Annotated in this window: 13 protein-coding genes; 5 read left to right on the plus strand and 8 right to left on the minus strand. The window is 56.1% G+C overall.

The window, feature by feature from the left end; all coding sequences use genetic code 11:
- Positions 1–5: 5 nt before the first annotated feature.
- The 3 genes from PGQ95_RS10080 to PGQ95_RS10090 form a co-directional block, all read right to left on the minus strand.
- Positions 6–1,709, minus strand: coding sequence for an ABC transporter substrate-binding protein (locus PGQ95_RS10080; protein WP_430917932.1), 1,704 nt, complete (start codon positions 1,707–1,709; stop codon positions 6–8).
- Positions 1,710–1,892: 183 nt separating this feature from the next.
- Positions 1,893–2,543 carry a CatA-like O-acetyltransferase, family 1 gene (locus PGQ95_RS10085; protein ID WP_213793711.1) on the minus strand — a complete coding sequence of 217 codons (651 nt, stop codon included), beginning with the start codon at positions 2,541–2,543 and terminating at the stop codon, positions 1,893–1,895.
- A gap of 29 nt (positions 2,544–2,572) precedes the next feature.
- Entirely contained in the window at positions 2,573–2,956 is a 384-nt protein-coding gene (locus tag PGQ95_RS10090; RefSeq protein ID WP_430917934.1) for a VOC family protein, read from the minus strand.
- 92 nt (positions 2,957–3,048) lie between these two features.
- Here PGQ95_RS10090 and PGQ95_RS10095 point away from each other — a divergent pair, with 92 nt between their 5' ends.
- From PGQ95_RS10095 to PGQ95_RS10105, 3 genes are all read left to right on the plus strand, one after another.
- Positions 3,049–3,819, plus strand: a complete 771-nt coding sequence (locus PGQ95_RS10095) for a DeoR/GlpR family DNA-binding transcription regulator (RefSeq protein ID WP_430917936.1) — start codon at positions 3,049–3,051, stop codon at positions 3,817–3,819.
- A 289-nt stretch (positions 3,820–4,108) separates the two neighbouring features.
- Positions 4,109–7,324 (plus strand): molybdopterin cofactor-binding domain-containing protein, encoded by a 3,216-nt coding sequence (locus PGQ95_RS10100; protein WP_430917940.1) that lies wholly within the window; start codon positions 4,109–4,111, stop codon positions 7,322–7,324.
- Between the two features lie 43 nt (positions 7,325–7,367).
- On the plus strand, positions 7,368–7,826 hold the full coding sequence (locus PGQ95_RS10105; RefSeq protein WP_045367023.1) for a (2Fe-2S)-binding protein: 459 nt from the start codon (positions 7,368–7,370) through the stop codon (positions 7,824–7,826).
- A 387-nt stretch (positions 7,827–8,213) separates the two neighbouring features.
- On the opposite strand, the gene fdhF is transcribed toward PGQ95_RS10105, so the two are convergent.
- The 3 genes from fdhF to PGQ95_RS10120 are packed head-to-tail and all read right to left on the minus strand — an operon-like array spanning position 8,214 to position 11,973.
- Complete coding sequence (fdhF, locus tag PGQ95_RS10110) at positions 8,214–10,361, minus strand: formate dehydrogenase subunit alpha (RefSeq protein WP_430917942.1); 2,148 nt, start codon at positions 10,359–10,361, stop codon at positions 8,214–8,216.
- 11 nt (positions 10,362–10,372) lie between these two features.
- The gene (locus PGQ95_RS10115) at positions 10,373–10,501 is read right to left on the minus strand and encodes a hypothetical protein (RefSeq protein WP_015366915.1); all 129 of its coding nucleotides are present in this window, start codon (positions 10,499–10,501) and stop codon (positions 10,373–10,375) included.
- Between the two features lie 2 nt (positions 10,502–10,503).
- Entirely contained in the window at positions 10,504–11,973 is a 1,470-nt protein-coding gene (locus PGQ95_RS10120; RefSeq protein WP_430917944.1) for a nucleobase:cation symporter-2 family protein, read from the minus strand.
- A gap of 532 nt (positions 11,974–12,505) precedes the next feature.
- Between PGQ95_RS10120 and ygfT the strand changes: the two genes are divergently transcribed.
- Both ygfT and PGQ95_RS10130 read left to right on the plus strand, forming a co-directional pair.
- Positions 12,506–14,443: a formate-dependent uric acid utilization protein YgfT gene (ygfT, locus tag PGQ95_RS10125; protein ID WP_430917946.1), complete on the plus strand. Its 1,938-nt coding sequence runs from the start codon at positions 12,506–12,508 to the stop codon at positions 14,441–14,443.
- Positions 14,443–14,919, plus strand: coding sequence for a 4Fe-4S dicluster domain-containing protein (locus tag PGQ95_RS10130; RefSeq protein ID WP_430917948.1), 477 nt, complete (start codon positions 14,443–14,445; stop codon positions 14,917–14,919). Before ygfT ends, PGQ95_RS10130 begins: the two co-directional genes overlap by 1 nt.
- A gap of 132 nt (positions 14,920–15,051) precedes the next feature.
- Here the strand turns inward: PGQ95_RS10130 and ssnA are convergent, their stop codons facing one another.
- Positions 15,052–16,386, minus strand: a complete 1,335-nt coding sequence (gene ssnA / locus PGQ95_RS10135) for a putative aminohydrolase SsnA (RefSeq protein ID WP_430917950.1) — start codon at positions 16,384–16,386, stop codon at positions 15,052–15,054.
- Entirely contained in the window at positions 16,383–19,487 is a 3,105-nt protein-coding gene (gene ygfK / locus PGQ95_RS10140) for a putative selenate reductase subunit YgfK (RefSeq protein ID WP_430917952.1), read from the minus strand. The genes ssnA and ygfK overlap by 4 nt, the downstream gene beginning before the upstream one ends.
- Positions 19,488–19,630 lie beyond the last annotated feature (143 nt).

Genomic DNA, 19,630 nt, shown 5'->3' on the forward strand with positions numbered 1-19,630 from the left:
GGGATTTACTTCACGATTTTCACGTCCGGCAAACTGCCGGTGAGGCCGTTATAGATATCCGGCTTAAAGCCGGTCACCCGGGCGCTGCTGGCGGAAAGAATTTCCCGGTATCCAAGCAGGATAACCGGCGGATCCTCGGCCAGCACCTGGTACAGCTGGTGATAGATAGGCTTGCGTTGTTCGACATCCAGCACCGCGTTGCCTGCATTGATAAGCTTATCGACTTCAGCATTGTGGTAGCCCGACTCTTTGGCTTCGCTGCTGTAGAAGTCCCACACGCCGTCATGTGGATCGTTGAGAGTGCTGGTGCTAAACGACGCCAGATCGTAATTACCCGCTTTGCGCTGCGCCATCAGCGCGTTGAAATCAACCACCTGCGGTTTCAGCAACACGCCGATCTGCCGCCAGTTCTCTTTGGCAATCGGGATCAGCGCATCGTTAATGACTTTTTTGCTCGCAAGCAAGGTCAATTCCAGCCGTTTTCCGTCTTTCACGCGGATGCCATCGGCGCCAGGCAGCCAGCCCGCTTCATCGAGCAGTTTTTTCGCCTGCGCCGGATCGTAATGGTAGGGGTTGACGCCTTGCGCGTTGAAGGCCCAGGAGATAGGCGCGATCGGTTCAATGGCTACCTTGGCGTACCCCTGATATACCACGTCGATTAACTTCTGCCGGTCAAGCCCGTAAATCAGCGCCTGACGCACTTTTTTATCCTGCAGCGCCGGGCGATGGACGTTGAACTCCACCTGGCTGTAGTCGCTGGAACCGTAGAGGTTAATATTGGCAAAACCGAGCATCTTAAGCTGCTCAATATCATCCGGGCGCGAGGTGAAGGCGTCGTAGTCGGTTTCGCCGGTCTGGAATAACTGGAAATTGGTAGACGGATTGGTCACGCGATAGATAAAGCGCGGCGTGGGCGGCGTACCGCGGTAAAAATGCGTGTTGGCGTGGAAGCGAATCTCCTGACCGGGAATATATTTATCGTAGACATAAGGGCCGTTACCGAGCGGTTTTCCGTGCAGAGAACGCAGATAATCCAGATTTCCGCGTTGATACCCTTTACCGTACCAGGCTTTCGATAATACCGGACCGCCGATTTTCGCCAGCGTTGTCGCGCCCGGCTGGGTGGTAGTAACCTGCAGGGTCAGCGGATCGATAACTTTCAGGCCGCTCACGCTATCGGCTTTACCGGCTTTATATTCCGCGCCGCCGGCGATATTAGCCAGAGTAATATCGGTGTCGCCGTCATATTTCGGGTCGAGCAGAACGGTCAGCGTAAAGGCGACATCTTCCGCGGTGAGCGGCGATCCGTCGCTGAAGGTCAGGTTAGGGCGCAATTTGATGGTATAAACTTTGTTATGCGCGCTCACCGTCCAGCTCTCAGCTAGCCCCGGCACCAGCTTACCCTGACTGTCCCAGTCAATCAGGCGCGAGAAAATAACGTTGGTGACGTTCTCATCCCAGCCGTTGACGAAGAAGTAAGGGTTAAAGATCCCCTGCGGTTCGGAAATGCCGGCCACCACCGTGTCTTTACGCAGTTTGGCGCTGGCCGGGATCTGGCTGGCATCGGTTGCGGGAGTGATCCCTTCTTTGAGAATATCGTCGGCGTTGGCGACAGAAGAAAATGCCACCATGCTACCGAGTAGCGCCACTTTCAACGCCAGCGCGAAGCGCGTTTGTCTGGTTTTTAATCCTTGCCGTAATCTGGACAAAAGTGCTACCTCATCAAATGATTGCGTTGTTATTTACAATTCATGACGAAGATAAGAGGCGCGTTGAATACTGTCTAACAACGAAACGCTATGGTTTATAGCCATTTCGCATTAGCAAAAAACCGGCAATATAATGCCGGTTTTCGGGGAAGTCATAGTGGATTGTTCTTTATGCCGCGGCAGCTACTCGCGGGCCTCAACCGGCAGCCACAGGGCCTGCGGGTTAGCGAAATAATATTCGACTTCGGCATAAAAACGGCTGGCGTGCAGGCCATCCACAAAAGCGTGATTAAATCGGCCGGCAACCGGAATGATGCCATTTTTCAGTTTTCCCCACGTCAGGGCGGGCACCGCCGCGCCAACGTAGTATTCCGCATGGGTCATGGCGCTAAAGTGCAGCCACGGTAGGCAACTGGCGCAAAAGAAATTTTCTTCTTCCACAATAAGCGGTGAGGGATTGGTGCTTCTTGCGGCCTCAATGCGCGGCGTCGCGGCGGCGCTAAACGCGGGGAAATCAGCGGCGTTATCGCACCATACCTGGCGAAAACCTTCGCTGGCCGTCATGATCGGCGTCATCACCGAGATGGCGTCATATTCGATGATATCTTCGTTGCGCAAGCGCTGTTTTAGCTGCGGTACGGCGTTGGCCGCGCGCAACAGGCCGAATAATGCCAGTTGGAAGAAGGAGACGCCCCGGTCCTTCGCGCAGGTGTACAACTGTTGCGCTTCTACCGGTACGCACAGATTGAAGCTGGGATTGGCAAAGGTACGGTAGAACGTAAAATGATCCAGGCGAGGCCAGCTCGCTTTATCAATGACGCGATAATGTGCCACGGTCGACTCCTTCATGTGGATTTGCCTTACTATGCGACGATTTCCACCAGGTTTCCATCAGGGTCTTTAATAACCGCCTCATAATAGCCATCGCCGGTAGTGCGCGGGGCAGAGACTAAAATGTCCGCCATTTCAGCGCGTTTGGCTAACGCATTAACCTGATCGACGCCGCCGACGGCGATCGCCAGATGCGCCCACCCCGTATAGTTGTTATCGCGGGGCGAGTCCTGTAAGCCGGGTTTGCTCATTAACTCAATTGCCACGTCAGAGCCAATTTTTACAAAGTAGGATTCAAAACCAGGATTGGTTTTACTGCGGTACTTTTCGTTGATTTCGCCAGCAAAAAATACCACCCAAAAGCGTGCTTGCTGCTCAAGATGACGGGTCCAGAGGGCGATATGGGCAACTTTCATGGTTTACCTCGTAAAGGATCGGGTTGACAGCATGCGCATGAGTGAATGATTATGCTCTTTGCTGCTCGTTATGTTTATTTAAAGGAGTTATTGTGCTCGATTATGCTGCTTTCCCTCAGCAACGACAAGCGCTGATTTGTCAGATCCTGCAGGAGGACGGTAGGGTCGTCTGCGCCGATCTGGCCCAGCGCTTACAGGTCTCTGAACACACTATTCGCCGCGATCTTCATGAGCTAAGCAAAGACGGATATTGTAAGAAAGTCTACGGCGGTGCGGTGATGACCCTGCCGGAATCCATGGAGTACAACGAACGTAAAGAGAAAAATAGGGCAACAAAGAGCAGGATCGCTCAGAAATGCGCACAGCTAGTGAAACCGGGCGGCTGTATTTTTATTGATACCGGCACCACCAATCTGGCAATGGCGGAAACGCTACCGGGCGAACTGGCCTTAACCGTGGTTACCAATTCCCCGGAAATTGCGGCGGTTCTGCTTAAAAAACCGCTTTATGAGGTAGTGATGCTTGGCGGTCTGGTGCAACGCGCGGCTGGCGGTTGTGTCGGCGCATCGGCGGTGGCCCAGGTGCAGGGGATCCTCTTCGATCAGGGATTTATTGGCGGCTGCGCGATGGCTCCGGAGTCAGGTTTAACCGGCTTTGATCACGCCGATTGTGAATTTAAGAAAGCGGTTATCAAACAGTGCAGTGAAATTATCGTTGGCTTAACCTCAGATAAAATCCCCGCCGTCGCGCGTTTTGTGGTAGCTGAAAGCAGCGCCATTGACGTGCTGGTGGTGGAGGAAAACATCAGCCGTAAATACCGGGATGCTTTCCGTGAACATGAGATCCGTATCTATACCGTCTAGCACACGGGCAAATTATTAATTTGAGAAATCCGGGCTATCACTTTGATAAAAATGGCGGCGAAATGTTACTGACCTGCGAGCCGCGGCCTCAGCAGCGCTATTTTCTCCGCACTTTAGCCGCATTTTGCGCGGCGACTCACAAAAACGAAGCTCAAGCAGCACCTCATTGATTTCTGGCACAAATCTTGGATTTGTTATCGCTGATGTGGCTTTTCCCATGGGTTGTGGATAGCGCGACGTTTAGCGTACCCGGGATTGCCCGCAACGGATAATCATTGAGGGGACTGTTATGTGTGCTTCACCTTCAGCGCCGCTATGGCGCGTGGATGGACTGGCGAAAGTCAAAGGAACGGCCGTTTATGGCGACGATATTACCTTACCGGGCATGCTGTATGGCGTTTGCCGTTTTGCGGATATACCCGCCGGGAAAATCGAGGCGATAGATCTCAGCGAGGCGCTGAATGTTGCAGGCGTGGTAAAAATCGCCACCTGGCAGGATATTCCCGGTACGCCGGTCGTGGGGATTATCGTCAAAGATTATCTGCCCATCGTCAAAGACGAGGTGGTCTTCCACGGCGATGTCGTCGCCGTGGTGGCGGCAACCAGTTATGAAGCTGCCTGCGAAGCGGCGGATAAAATACATGTGCGCTACACGCCTTATGAGCCGCTAACGGATGTAGAAGCCGCTCTGGCGTCGGATGCCCGGCGAATTCACCCGGAGCGCAGCGATAATATCGCCGCTCATCACCACACCGTTAAGGGCGACATCGCCAAAGGCTTCACCGAAGCCAGCCACGTGATTGAACGTGAATATGAAGTGGGCTTCCAGGAACATGCCTACATCGAACCGGAAGTCGTACTGACCTGGCTTGATCCTACCGATGGCAGCCTGATTATCTCCGGCTCTATTCAGAACCCGCACCGCGTACGCAGCTTCGTGGCTAAGTTTATGGGCTGCCCGCAAAGCCAGATTAACGTCAAACGCGCGGTGATGGGCGGCTCGTTCGGCGGCAAAGATGACATCATCGATCATCTGGCCTGCCGTTCCGCATTGATGACGCGCCTGACCGGTCGCCCGGTGAAATTTGCCTACACTCGCGAGCAGTCCATTATCGAAAGCTGTAAGCGCCACCCTTATAAAATGAAGTATCGGGCCGGGGTGGACGACAACGGACGCATTCTGGCGATCAAAATCGATATTCTTGCCGACAGCGGCGGCTATGCGGCGTCCTCCCCGTTCGTCACCTGGCGCTCTTCGGTGCAGGCGGCGGGGCCGTACAATATTGATAACGTCCATATCGACGTCAAAGCCGTCTATACCAACAACAGCTATACCTCGGCGATGCGTGGTTTCGGTTCACCACAGGTGGTTTACGCCAACGAATCCTTTATGGATGAAATTGCCGAAGCGCTCAATCTCTCGCCGGTGGCGGTGCGTGAAGTGAACGCGCTGCGTCAGGGCGATACCTCGGTCACCGGCCAGCGGTTTGATAAACACACCGTCTCGGCGATTGAAGTCCTGAGCAAGGCGGTGAATGCCTCGGAATTTGCGGCAAAACGCCAGCACTATCGTGAATTGAACCAACAAGGCGATGTTTATCGATATGGTATTGGCCTGGCGCTGAGCTACCGCGGTTGTTCCATCGGCGCGGAAGGGGTAGATACCTCGACGGCGCTCATTCAGGTGAATGAAGATGGTAGCGTCAATCTGGCGACATCGGTATCGGAAAACGGTCAGGGTCTGCAAACCGCGATGTCGCTAATCGCCGCGGAAGCCTTTGGTATTCCTCTATCGGAACTGCATTTTATGGAGCCGCCGACCTCGGTTATCGGCGACGGCGGATCGACGGCGGCCACCCGCGGAACGATGGTCGGCGGCGGGGCGATTCTTGACGCCGCCGACAAGATAAAGCGCCGTATTCTCAGCGTCGTCGGCGACAGCATCGGCACCCGCGAGTTGGAAGAAACCCTGTGGCAGGATGGCTTTATCATCAACGCCCAGGACAGTGAACGGCGTATTGACTTCAAAACCGCGGTCAATAGGACCAAATGGGCCAGCGTCAGCCTGACCGAGTACGGCTGGTTTGTGCCGCCGCCCATTCACTGGGATGAAGAAAAAGGCTGCGGCAGCCCGTACTTTACCTGGGTCTACGGCTGCCAGGTGGCTGAGGTACGGGTGAACACCAGCACTGGTAAAACCGATTTGCTGCACGTTACCGCCGCCCATGACGTGGGCCGGGTACTCAACCCGGTGGGTTTTGAAGGCCAGGTTTACGGTGGGGTGGCGCAGGGTTTCGGCTATGCGCTGCTGGAAGACTTCAACATTGAAAACGGCCAGGTCAAATCGGAAAACTTCGACAGCTACCTGCTGCCGACGATGAAAGACATTCCGCCGATGACGATTATCGGCGTAGAAAACCCGGATATCGCCGGGCCTCTGGGGGCGAAGGGGATCGGCGAGCCGGCCACTGAACTCGCGGCGGCGGCTATCAATAACGCGGTGAGTTTTGCCCTTGAGCAGCGGTTTAATAAATTACCACTGACCCTCGAACAGGTGATCCTCGGCTACAACCTGAAGAAGCCGGTTCGCCAAAGCGAAATGATGCTGGAGGCGGAAAACAAGAAGCAGGTGCTGCGCCTCACTGATGTGAAAGTTACCCGGGCGAAAAGCCTGCAGGAGGCGTTAACCCTGCTGGCGCAAGAGGGCGTGACGGCTATCGCCGGTGGTACCGATGTGATTGTGCAGGGGCGTTTGCAAACCCGCGCGATGCGGTTGGTTGATATTTCCCGTCTGCCGGAGTTGACGCAGGTGAGCGAGGATCCGGTCAGCCATGAGGTCATCATTGGCGGAGCGATGACCTTTAACCGTATTACCGATCATCCGCTGCTGCGCGAACGTTACCCGCTGCTGGTGCAGGCCTGTCATACCGTCGGTTCGCACCAGATCCGCAACCGCGCCACCATCGGCGGCAATATCGTCAACGCCGCGCCCTGCGGCGATTCCATTCCACCTGCCATCCTCTATGACGCGCGCATCGAACTGCGCTCGTTAAATGGCGTACGTACCCTCGGTCTGGCCGAGTTCTTGCTGTCTGGCTACAAGACCCAGCGCCAGCCGGATGAGCTTTTGACCAAAGTGATACTGCCGCCACCGGCGCGTCCGCAGGCCAAAGGTTTCTATCACCAGTTAGGGCGGCGCAACGCGCTCAACATCACCCGTCAGAGCCTGAGCGCGCTGCTTGATTTTGCCGATGATGGCACGGTGAGCTACTGCCGTCTGGTGGATGGCGCGCTGTTCAGTAAACCGCAGCGGCTGCTGGATATTGAACGATGCCTGCTAGGGAAACCGTTAAATAGCGACACGATTAATAGCGCCTGCGAGATGCTGGACAAGCTTATCTATGCGGCCATTGGTAAGCGCTGGTCGGCGGCATATAAGCAGCCGGTATTCGTCAATATGTTCCGCGACATGATGGCCGAGGCGCAACGGGCCTCAGGGATTTAATGATTCAATCAGGGCGCCAGAGCGCCCTGTACAGGATAGAGCTATGAGCACAATTAAAGTGAAGGTAAATGGCAAGCTGGTGGAAGCAAAAGTAGAAGGCAATATGCGCTTATTGGATCTGGTGCGGGATACATTGCATCTTACCGCCACCAAAGAGGGATGTTCGATTGGCGAATGCGGCGCTTGCACGGTGCTGATGGACGGTAACGCCGTTTGTTCTTGCCTGGTACTGGCCGAACAGTGTGATGAAGCGGAGATCGAGACGCTCGAAGGGTTAAACGATAATCCGATTACCCAGAAATTACAGAATGCATTTATTGAGAAGGGCGGTGTGCAGTGCGGGTTCTGTACGCCAGGAGTATTGGTGAGCGCCACCGAATTATTAACCAAAGAGCCGCATCCGGACGAAGCGCAAATAAAGGATGTATTAGAAGGCAATATGTGCCGCTGTACCGGCTATCAGCCGATTATTGATTCCATTCAACACGCGATTAAATCGTGATCTTATACCGGGGTTACAGCGTTGTGTGACTTGGTAGCCGGCAAAGCGCCATGCGCCGCTTCGGGGAAAACCCCCGGTGGCGCTAGCGCTTACCGGGGCTACAGGATTATGCGATTGGGTAGCCCGGAGAAGGCGCCATGCGCTGCCACCGGGGAAAATCCCCGGTGGCGCTAGCGCTTACCGGGGCTACAGGATTATGCGATTAGGTAGCCCGGACAAGGCGCCATGCGCCGCCTCCGGGAAAATCCCCGGTGGCGCTAGCGCTTACCGGGGCTACAGGGTGGTGCGATTTGGTAGCCCGGAGAAGGCGCAATGCGCCGCCTCCGGGAAAATCCCCGGTGGCGCTAGCGCTTACCGGGGCTACTCAATGGTACAAAGGCTCGAACCTTAACCCATCGCGCTTTCGCGCAGGCGGGCTTTCAGCTTGTTGTACTCGTCGATCACGTACTGCTCCGCCGCGCGCTGATCGGCAATCCGCTCAACGTTGACCGCGCAGTACTTGTACTCCGGCGTTTTGGTTATCGGGCTCAGGTTCTCCGACACCAGCTCGTTACAGGCGCCAATCCACCACTGGTAGGTCATGTACACCGCGCCTTTATTCGGCCGTTCGCTGACCTGCGCGCGGGTGATGATGCGGCCTTTACGCGAATTGACCCACACCAGCGCTTCATCTTCGATGCCCAACCGTTCGGCGTCGGCGGTGTTGATTTGCGCATAGCCTGGTTCATCGGCAAGCCTGCTTAAGGCCGCACAGTTACCGGTCATCGAACGGCAGGAGTAGTGACCGACTTCGCGCACCGTCGACAGCACCAGCGGATACTGTTCAGAAAGTTTATCTCCCGGCGCGACCCAGTCGCAGGTGAAAAACTGGGCTTTACCGCTCGGTGTAGAAAACCTCTCTTTAAACAGATACGACGTCCCCTGGTCGGCGTCGGACTCATCGCGGCATGGCCACATGACATAGCCAAGCTCGCCCATTTTTTCATAGGTAGCGCCGTAGAAGTCCGGGCACAGATGCCGCAACTCATCCCAGATCTCCTGGGTGTTGTTGTAGTGCATCGGATAGCCCATCCGGGTGGCGATTTCGCTGATGATCTGCCAGTCGGTTTTCAGGTCCCACTTCGGCTCCACCGCTTTAAAGAAGCGCTGGAAGCCGCGGTCCGCTGCGGTATACACGCCTTCGTGCTCGCCCCACGAGGTGGACGGCAGGATGACGTCGGCCGCGGCGGCGGTTTTGGTCATGAAAATATCCTGGACGATAACCAGTTCCAGCTGTTCAAACGCCTTGCGCACCGCGGAAAGCTCGGCATCGGTCTGCAGCGGATCCTCGCCCATAATATAGGCCGCGCGGACTTCGCCGTGTTCAGCGCGGTGCGGCAGCTCGCTGATGCGATAACCGGTATGTTCCGGCAGGCTGTCGACGCCCCAGGCTTTAGCGAACTTCTCGCGGTTTTCCGGGAACTTAACGTACTGGTAGCCCGGATAGGTATCCGGCAGCGCGCCCATGTCGCAGGCGCCCTGGACGTTGTTCTGCCCGCGTATCGGGTTGACGCCGACGCTTGGCTTGCCGAGGTTGCCGGTGAGGATCGCGAGGCTGGTCAGCGAGCGCACGGTCTCCACGCCCTGGTAGAACTGGGTGACGCCCATGCCCCACAGGATGGCGGCGGATTTGGCGCTGGCGTACATCCGGGCGCAGGCGCGGATCTCCTGAGCGCTGACGCCGGTTATCTCTTCCACCGACTCCGGCGTGTAGCCTTCGACGATTTTGCGATACTCCTCGAAGCCTTCGGAACGACTGGCAACGAAGGATTTATCGTACAGATCCTCTTCAATAATGACGTGGCCAATGGCGTTGAGCAGCGCGATATTCGAGCCGTTCTTCAGCGCGATGTGCATGTCGGCGATGCGCGCGGTTTCAATTTTGCGCGGGTCGCAGACGATGATTTTCGCCCCGTTGCGTTTGGCGTTAATGACGTGATTCGCCACGATAGGGTGGGAATCCGCCGGGTTGTAACCGAAGATAAACACCAGATCGGTGTTATCAATCTCCGTGATGGCATTACTCATGGCGCCGTTACCGACCGACTGGTGCAGACCTGCAACCGAAGGGCCGTGTCAGACGCGAGCGCAGCAGTCGACGTTATTGGTGCCAATAACGGCGCGCGCGAATTTTTGCATCACGTAGTTGGTTTCATTGCCGGTCCCGCGGGAGGAGCCGGTGGTCTGGATCGCGTCCGGGCCATATTTTTCTTTAATGGCGCCAAGGCGGGTGGCGACATAATCGAACGCCTCATCCCAGGAGACGGCTTCCAGTTTGCCGCCACGCTTACGACGGATCATGGGGGTTTTGAGACGCGGGGTCAGGATCTGGGTATCGTTAATAAAGTCCCAGCCATAATAGCCTTTCAGACACAGGGTGCCCTGATTGTTTTTCCCCATGGCCGCTTCGGCGCCGACGACCATGCCGTCGTCCACCACCAGCCGCAGCTTACAGCCAGCGGCGCAGTAGGGACAGACGGTGGTGACTTTTTCCATCGTGTGACTCCTTAAAAATAGTACGGCAACAGATAGATAAAACGGCTGTTAATTCCGAGGGTAATGGCGTCCTGGATGGCGGGAACCGCCATCAGGGCCATCATCAACAGTGCAAAAAGCAGACGTTGCGACATAGACATAATCACTCCTGGCCGTCAGCGGCGGTTTGACCTTTCTGTACCTTGCGCAGCAGCAGCCACATGCGCACCGTACGCACGGCCATGTTGCGGGCAGCCGCGCTCGGCGGCGCCGGGTCCGGTTCCGGGACATCGTGAGAAATACGGAACGGCACGCTGCCGTTCAGCGTCAGGTTGGCGACAATTGCTGTCAGGGTGCCGATAGTGATGCCGCTATGCAGAAACAGCTGCATCATTGGCGGGAACTGGGTAAACAGATTCGGCACCAATACCGGCATCATGCCGAGACCAAGGGTGAGTGCGACGACCATCCCGTTGTTATTGTTGCGATAGTTGACCTGACCAAGAGTACGAATACCGGAAACGGCAACCATGCCGAACATAACGATACCGGCGCCGCCGAGGATCGGTTTCGGAATCAGTACCACCAGCGCCGCCATTTTGGCGAAAATGCCCATCAACATCAGAATGACGCCGGAGACCGACACCACGAAGCGGCTGCGTACGCCGGTCAGGCCAATCAGGCCGACGTTCTGCGCGAAGGCCGCGTAGGGAAACAGATTGAAGAAACCGCAGATTGTCGTCGCCAGTCCGCAGGTATTCAGGCCGTTACGCAGCATGCTGGCCGTGACCTGTTTACCAACGATATCGCCGGTGGCCATGATGGACGACATGGTTTCGACCATCACCACCACCATCACCATCGACAGCAGGGCGACCGGCACGATATGAAATTCAGGCCCGGCGAACTGCATCACCTGTGGCAGATGCAGCCACGGCGTAGCATTGACGAGGTTAAAATCCAGCGGCTTGAAGAAGCTCCATAAAATAGTGCCAATCACCAGACCGATCAGCACCGAGGTGTTTTTGACCACGCCGGTGGCGAAAGTATAAAGGTTAAGAATAATGACCAGCGTGATGGCCGCCATCAGCAGCGAGAAGAGATCGCCGAAACCGGCCATCTCGCTACTGCCGCCGCCGATCCACCCCCCCGCGACCGGCATAATCGAGAGGCCGATCAGCGTTACGATGCCGCCCATCACCACCTTCGGAAAGAAGCGAATGAGGCGGCTAATCCACGGCGCGCAGCAGAGGATAAAAATACCCGAGACGATAACCGAGCCGGAGATCGCCCCGATACCGTACTCTTTACCGATAAGCACCATCGGGATCAGCGCGGCGAAAGTACAGCCCTGGATCAGCGGTAGGCGGCAGCCCAACCACTGCTTGATGCCCATCGATTGCACGATGGTCGCGGCGCCGCAAATAAACAAATCGGCGCTGATTAACAAAATAATATGCTCCGCAGGCAAACCGACCGCGTTACCCACCACGAGCGGTACCGCCACCGCCCCGGCGTACATCACCAGCACGTGCTGCAATCCATAGAGAATCATTTGCGTAATTGGCAGGACCTCATCGACCGGCGCGACAGTCGCCGTATTGCGTGAGGCCGGAATGGCAAAATCTTTCATGAAGTAGTTGTCTCCTTTACGACTTCTGCCCGTGCCGAACTGAAAGGGGAGAAGTTACGATTCGAAGGCCATTGCCTCCCTCTGCTGATGATGTTCACCAGCGTATAACGCGCACGGAGTTGCTTATGCGTTAGGAGGGTTATGCGTAAGCTGTGCCAAAAATGAGCGATGCGGCAGTGGAATAATATATTTGTGAAATCAATCACGGGTTGGCATGTTTATTTCTTGCTGGCCTGTTTAGCGCTGCGAGCGGGCATCAGAAATAAAAATGGCGAATATCAGTTTGAGATGTATACCGTCTCATTTTGGTAGGCGAAATAAGCGCTAAGAAGATAAAAATGATAAAAAGTCAGGGCTGGCTTGAGATGCCATCCCGGTGATTTGATGAGCTTTTATTTATTCGTGAGTGACAGGAGAGTAATAATTTGAGCTGACTCGCAAAAATGAATAGCAGCAGAAGGTGAGCGCCCAATATCGCCCGAATATTGCAATCCATCCCTAAGACTATTCCAGAAGAATAAAAGGGAAGCAAATGAATCGATTTATTGTGGCCGATGTTGCGAACTGTATTGGATGTCATGCCTGCGAAGTAGCCTGCGTCACGGCGCATCATCAGAATGCCTGGCCGGCACAGCGCAGCGCGTTTGTTCCGCGCATCCATGTTGTCTTCCACCGGAATACCAGTACTGCGACCACTTGCCACCATTGCAACGACGCGCCTTGCGTCACCTCCTGCCCGACTCAGGCGCTGTATGTCGCCAACGACAGCATCCAGTTTACCCAGTCCGAGTGTATCGGTTGCAAAAACTGCGTTGTTGCTTGCCCATTTGGCGCAATTGAGATGGTCGCCAGCGGGGAAGATGGCCCGCAACTGGCGCAAAAATGCGATCTTTGTCGCGATCGCCCCTCAGCAGAGCAGGCCTGCGTGGCCAGTTGCCCGACTCAGGCGCTGCGCGTAATGGACGAGAGCGCGCTCCAGCGTTTACAGCGGGAAAGACAAATCCGCTCCGCACAAGGGCAGCCGCTGGCCGAGCGTCGTGGCGCAAGGCGCGAAGCGTTCCTGGATAAAGCGCCGCGGGTGGGGGCGAAGAAGCTTGCCGCGGAGGAGCGAAAAGGGCATTTTGCCGAGATCTACCAGCGCCTTAGCGAATGTGATGCCGAATATGAAAGCGAGCGTTGCCTGTACTGTGCGCAAAAAGCCTGGTGCAACTGGACCTGCCCGTTACACAACCACATTCCCGATTTCATCAAACTGGTACGTGAGGGAAAAATTATTGAGGCCGCAGAACTCTGTCATCAAAGCAGTTCACTGCCGGAAATTTGCGGCCGGGTCTGCCCACAGGACAGGCTATGTGAGGGCGCCTGTACGCTGAAAAACGAAGGCGGCGCGGTGGCGGTTGGCAATCTGGAGCGTTATATCACCGATACCGCGCTGGCGATGGGCTGGCGGCCAACCACAGGCGAGGTCGCGCCGCGTCGGGAGCGTGTGGCTATTATCGGCGCCGGCCCGGCGGGACTGGGCTGCGCGGATATTCTTGCGCGCGCTGGGGTGCAGGTTGATGTTTTTGATAAACATCCTGAAATTGGCGGGCTACTGACTTTCGGCATTCCGTCTTTCAAGCTGGAAAAAACGGTAATGGCGCTGCGGCGCGAGATCTTCAGCGACATGGGGATTCATTTCCATCTCAATCAGGAAGTGGGGCGCGACGTGGACTTTAGCGAACTGCTGGCTAACTACGATGCGGTCTTTTTAGGTGTCGGCACCTACGGACTGATGGGCGCGGGTCTCGATGGCGAAGACGCGCCGGGCGTCATTCAGGCGTTGCCGTTCCTGATTGCCAACACCCGTGAGGTGATGGGGCTTGAAGAGAGCGCCGAATATCCGTTAACCGACATTAAGGGTAAGCGGGTGGTGGTGCTCGGCGGGGGCGATACGGCGATGGACTGTTTGCGCACCGCGGTGCGTCGCGGAGCCGAGAGCGTGACCTGCGCCTATCGTCGCGATGAGTTAAGCATGCCGGGCTCGAAAAAAGAGGTGGTGAACGCGCGAGAGGAGGGCGTGGCGTTTCAGTTTAATGTTCAGCCGCAATATATCCTGCGTAACCGTAAAGGCCAGGTCAGCGCCGTCGGGATGATCCGTACCGAAATGGGTGAACCAGGGCCGGATGGCCGCCGCCGCCCGCGGCCAATTGCCGGTTCAGAATTCGAACTCCCGGCCGAAGTGCTGGTGCTGGCGTTTGGTTTCCAGGCCCACGACATGCCTTGGCTGCGGGGGCACGGCATCAAACTTGACCGCTGGGGGCAGATTGTGACGGGCGGCAAAGGTCGCGGCACCACGCAGACCAGCCATGACAAAATCTATGCCGGCGGCGATGCGGTACATGGCGCCGATCTGGTGGTGACGGCAATGGTTGCCGGGCGCCAGGCCGCAAGCGAAATGCTGGCGCGATTTGACCATAAGGAGCGGTGATGACCCATTTTATTCTTGCCAGTTCACAGGCCTGTATCGGCTGTCGTACCTGCGAAGTCGCCTGCGCACTGGAGCATGTAGCGGAAGGGGCGGAATTTCATCCGCGATTGAAGGTGATGCGACTCGATGCGTTGAGCGTGCCGGTGATGTGCCATCAGTGTGAGAACGCGCCATGCGTCGGGGTCTGTCCGACCGGCGCATTAGCGATGGGCGCCGAGCGGGTCGAGGCCGATGCCGGGCGCTGCATTGGTTGCCAGAGCTGCGTCGTCGCCTGCCCATTTGGCGCGATTACTATCGAGACATCGGCGGCGCATCCGCCGGTTATTGTGAAGTGCGATCTCTGCGAGCAGCGAGAAGATGGCCCGGCCTGTGTATCGGTGTGCCCAACGGCGGCATTATCGCTGATGACCGGTGAGGCGCTGACGGCGCTGCAGAAACAGAGAACGATCGCCAGCGCTAGCTTATTGAGCTTGTAGGAGAGCCCCGGATGGCGACGCGCTGCGTCTTATCCGGGCTACCCAACGATGTTCCTGCGCTATTTATAGCCCCGGTAGAAGCCAAAAACAAAACCCGGTACAGCGACCGGGTTTTGTTTTTGCGTGATGGGATTATGGCAATGCATCCATCCGCTGCCACATCTTCTTCGCCACCTTCCGCGCTTCGGCGAAAATCGTATCGCAATCAATAGCGAACTGCCGATCCTCATAGACCATGACGCCATTCACCATCACGCTATGAACGTGGCTGGCCCCCAGACCGAAGGCGATGTGCCCGGCGAGATTCGCCGCCAGCAGCGGCGTCGGCGGAATATAATCGCTGATGGTTAAATCCGCCTTATAGCCTGCCTCAATACGGCCGAAACGGTCGTTAAAGTTGCGGCTAAGCAGCGTGTTACCGTTGCTTAATGCCCGCGCAAAGCTATCCGGCCACAGCGGCCCGCCGGCATCGCGGTGTTTAAAGAAAGCGAACTTGAGCTCTTCGAACATATCGGAGCCGATGCCGTCGGTGCCCAGCGCCAGGTTGCGAAACGCCGTCAACTGCTGGTTATAACCAACGTGGTTGTTCATGTTAGAGCGGGCGTTATGGACAAGGAAACCATCGTGCGCGTTCAGCAGTTCAATATCAGCTTCCGACAGATACAGCCCGTGCGCTACCAGCGTTTTACTATCGATGAGATCGAACTCCGCCAGGCGTACCAGCAGATCTTTACCGTAGTGATGGTGGCTATGAGAAACGTCGTAACGGTCTTCCGCCATATGAATATGCAGGCCGCGCCCGGTTGTTTTTAATGCTTCGCGAAGCATTAATAGCCCCTCATCAGGAATCGTAAACGGCGCATGGGCGCCGATATGCGCTTCTACCAGATACGGCTCGTCGCCGCTTTCCCGCGCCCGATCGATTTCGCGGGCAAAGCGGATATTTTCCTCGACGCTTGCCTGAAGTTCCTGCAGCCCGCCGTTACGGTCGGTGGTTTCAAAGCAGGTCATGCCGCGCAGGCCGACCTTGATGAAGGCGTTACGCAACTGGCTTAACGAACCGGCGATATAGTTCGGCGACGCGCTGTGGTCAATGACGGCGGTGCAGCCGCTGCGAATGGCCTCCAGCGAACAGATAAGCCCGCTGTAGTATAAGGATTCCTCATCCAGCGCGCGGTCGAGCCGCCACCACAGATTTTTCAGCGTCGAGATGAAATCGGGACTCGGCGCAATATTGGCCTGAATCCCGCGCGACAGGCCGGAATAAAAATGGTTATGCGAGCAGACCATCCCCGGCATCACCAGCCGGCCGCGCATTTCTTTAATACGCGCCTGCGGATAACGCGGGCTCAGGTTCGTGCCTGTTTCGAGAATTCTGTCATTTTCGATGACGATATCGACACCTTCTTCCACTTTTGCCGGGTGAAGCTGGGCAAGAGTGGCATTTTTAAGCACTAAGATACTCATACTTCGACGGCTCCCAGCAAATAGTGATGATGTTGATGAACGTGGCTGATGATGCGGCACATGGCATCCAGCTGCGGCGGTACTTCAACGAACTGACCCTGAGTATCGATTTCCAACTGCCAGATCAGACCGTCCTGGCGGACATGAACCCGCTGCTGTTCCACGAGGAAACCCGGATTACTGCTGTTATTGAAATCCTGTTCAAGGCTAAAAACGGTGACTTTGTCTTTATAAGGTTTGCCTTGCCATGGGCAGAACTGCGCGCAGTTGCCGCATTCGTTGCAGTACGCATCGAGGTGCAGCGTCTGGAAGCGGTTGTCGAACCCCGGTACCGCAATTGAGACATTGGCGCGGTTCGGGCAGACATCAACGCACTTGCTGCAGACGTAATTACATTCGAGGCAGCGTTCCGCCTCCTGCGCGACAAAAGCATCGCGGTCGTCTTTATCAACCTGAGCGATAGCAATGGTCCCTTTGCGGCGGTAGATGTCCGCGGGATCGACGTTATTCCACTGTTTATCGCCGAAGTGGCTGCGGATATTCTCGCGCTTAAGGATTGCATCGCTGGCGCGACGGGCGTTGCCTATCGCCGAGACGATTGAAGAAGGGCCACGCTGTACGTCGCCAATCAGGAAGACGTTAGCCAGACGGCTTTCGCCATCAGCATTAACTTCAGGCCAGCCGTGGTCGTTGAGCGGGATCCCCATCGCCGCCAGCGCTTCGCCATCCTGCTGTTCACCGATGGCGGTAATCAGCGTATCGACCTGCAGCGTCCAGGTTTCATCGGTGGGCATTGGGCGACGTCGACCTTGTTCATCAGGCTCACCGAGGGCCATGGTGCGGACGGTCAGCGTGCCGTCAGCGGCGAAATGCTCCGGGTTACTGAGAAAACGGAACGTAACGCCATCCTGGAGGGCTTCTTCGTACTCCTCGCGCCATGCCGGCATCTCCTGCTGGGAGCGGCGATAAATCACCGTCGCTTTCTCAACGCCCGGGATGCGCAGCGCCGCGCGGGCGCAGTCCATTGCGGTGTTACCCGCGCCGACAATGGCCACGTGTTTACCTACTTTCAGGCGATCGCCGTGGTTGAACGCCCGCAGGAAGTTGAGCGACTTATGAATATTCGGATTGTCGCCGCCAAGCTTCACGCCGCTGTTTTTGTCAGTGCCGGTTCCGACCAGTACATAGCGATAACCCTCCTGACGGAGTTTTTCGACGGTGAGATGCGGGTCGCAGCCGTAGACAATATTGACGCCGTGATTAACAACGAACTCAATATCCTGCTGGATAAGTTCAGCGGGAATGCGGAAATGCGGAATGATATTTTTTACCACTCCGCCCGCGTTGGCTTCGCGCTCAAAGAGCGTGACCGGGTGGCCGGCGCGGGCGAGGAAGTAACCCGCCGCCAGCCCCGCCGGGCCTGCGCCAATCACCGCCACCGGATTTCGGCTGCCGGAACCTGCCGGTTTATGCCAGCGGCGTTGGTATTCCGGCCAGCCTTTCTCAAGGGCGATTTTTTTCAGCTCGCGGATATTTAACGCGCTGTCATAGTCAAGACGCGTACAGTTGTACTGGCACTGGTGATCGCAGATATGGCCGGTGATCGCCGGCAGCGCGTTACGTTGATAGATAAGCTCCAGCGCATCGGCATAGCGCTGTTCGCCCATCAGGCGAATGTATTCCGGAATATCCTGTTTGATGGCGCAGGCGCTGACGCAAGGGGCGACGTAGCAGTCGGTTAACGGCAGCGGCTCGCCAACGTCGATGCGATCGTCTGGCTTCCAATGTTTTTGCGTGTACTCCATGCTGACCGCTTTTTCCGCCAGCGCGTTCAGGCGCTTGACGTCGACCTGATTCATTTCCCAGCCATCGGCCTGCTCCAGCTCGCGCATGCACTGGCTAAGACGCAGATAACCCCCGGGTTTCAGCAGGTCGGTCGCCATGGTAATGGGGCGGATCCCGGTTTCAAAGATATCGCGAATATTGAGCTGGCTGGCGCCGCCGGAGTAGGAGATCGGGAGTTTGCCGTCGAATTCACGCGAGAGCAGTGCCGCAACGTTGATGGAGAGGGGGAACAGCGCGCGGCCGGACATATACATCTCATCGCCGGGCAGCGCGCCTTTATTGTTGACCGTGCCGAGGGTGTTGGTCAGCTTCACGCCGAAGCCAAGTTGTTTACTTTTCGCCAATGCCATCAGGCGCGTCAACATTTCCAGCGCCTGGCCGATTTTAAGATCGTGTTCGAAGGATTCTTCGTTCAGACCGATATAGTCAAAGCCGCAAGTGTCGAGAATTTCGCGTACCCGCGGGTAGCCCAACAGCGTCGGATTGAGCTTCACGAAGGTGTTGAGCTGCTTCTCTTCCAGCATATAGCGGCAGATCGCTTCGATTTCATCTGGCGGGCAACCATGCATGGTCGAGAGAGTAACCCCTTGTACCAGTTTTGCAGGAATGCGTTCCGCGAGCGTCGCCAGCCGTGGGCGAATATCATCCAGCGACAAGCGGGTGAGGAAGGCGTCATCATGCAGCCAGCGGTTCAGCGTGTCGCGGTACTGGGTAAATTTGGGTTGCCCGGCGGCGTTCATCATATTATCGATAAACTGCTGCATCGGCGGTTGCTTGATCCCTTCCAGGTTATAACCGACGCTCATATTGAAAATAAAGGACTTACCGTTCTTCGCCGGCGTGAACGGGAAAACCTCTTCCAAAAGATGCAGAATAAACCATGCTTTAAGATACTCATCCCACGCTTTTTGCAGCGTAAATTCCGTAGACCATTCGGTGTTAAAGCATTCGTCTTCGGCATCGATGCAGGGTTTTTCCAGCTCAAGCCGGTCGAGAATCTGTACGGTTTTCAACTCGATAAATCGCCCACCGGTGAGCCAGGCGGTGATGATGTTCTGCGCCAGTTGGGTATGCGGCCCGGCGGCGGGGCCGATTGGGGTGGCGCAGCTTTCGCCGAAGACGCTTACCCGGCGTTGGTTGGCAGGCGAATAGAACTGCTGCTCAGGAATACCAAAAATGGAATGGTGTTGTTGATACTCATCGAAAATGCGCGTCAATAATTCCTCAAACGGGACGGGACGCATGATATCCCCCATAACCCTCTCCTTTATTTGTGCAATCAAATTTGCCGGTTAGTAGTGCTTATTCCGACGGATAGTTAAGGAGGAGCAACAATCGAACCAGTTATTAAAGGCAGAAGGTTTGAATAATTAAAAATGTGAGAGAGATCTAAAGAACA

Origin of the sequence: Klebsiella sp. 141240, assembly GCF_050600805.1 — a bacterium.
GTDB lineage: Bacteria > Pseudomonadota > Gammaproteobacteria > Enterobacterales > Enterobacteriaceae > Klebsiella > Klebsiella aerogenes.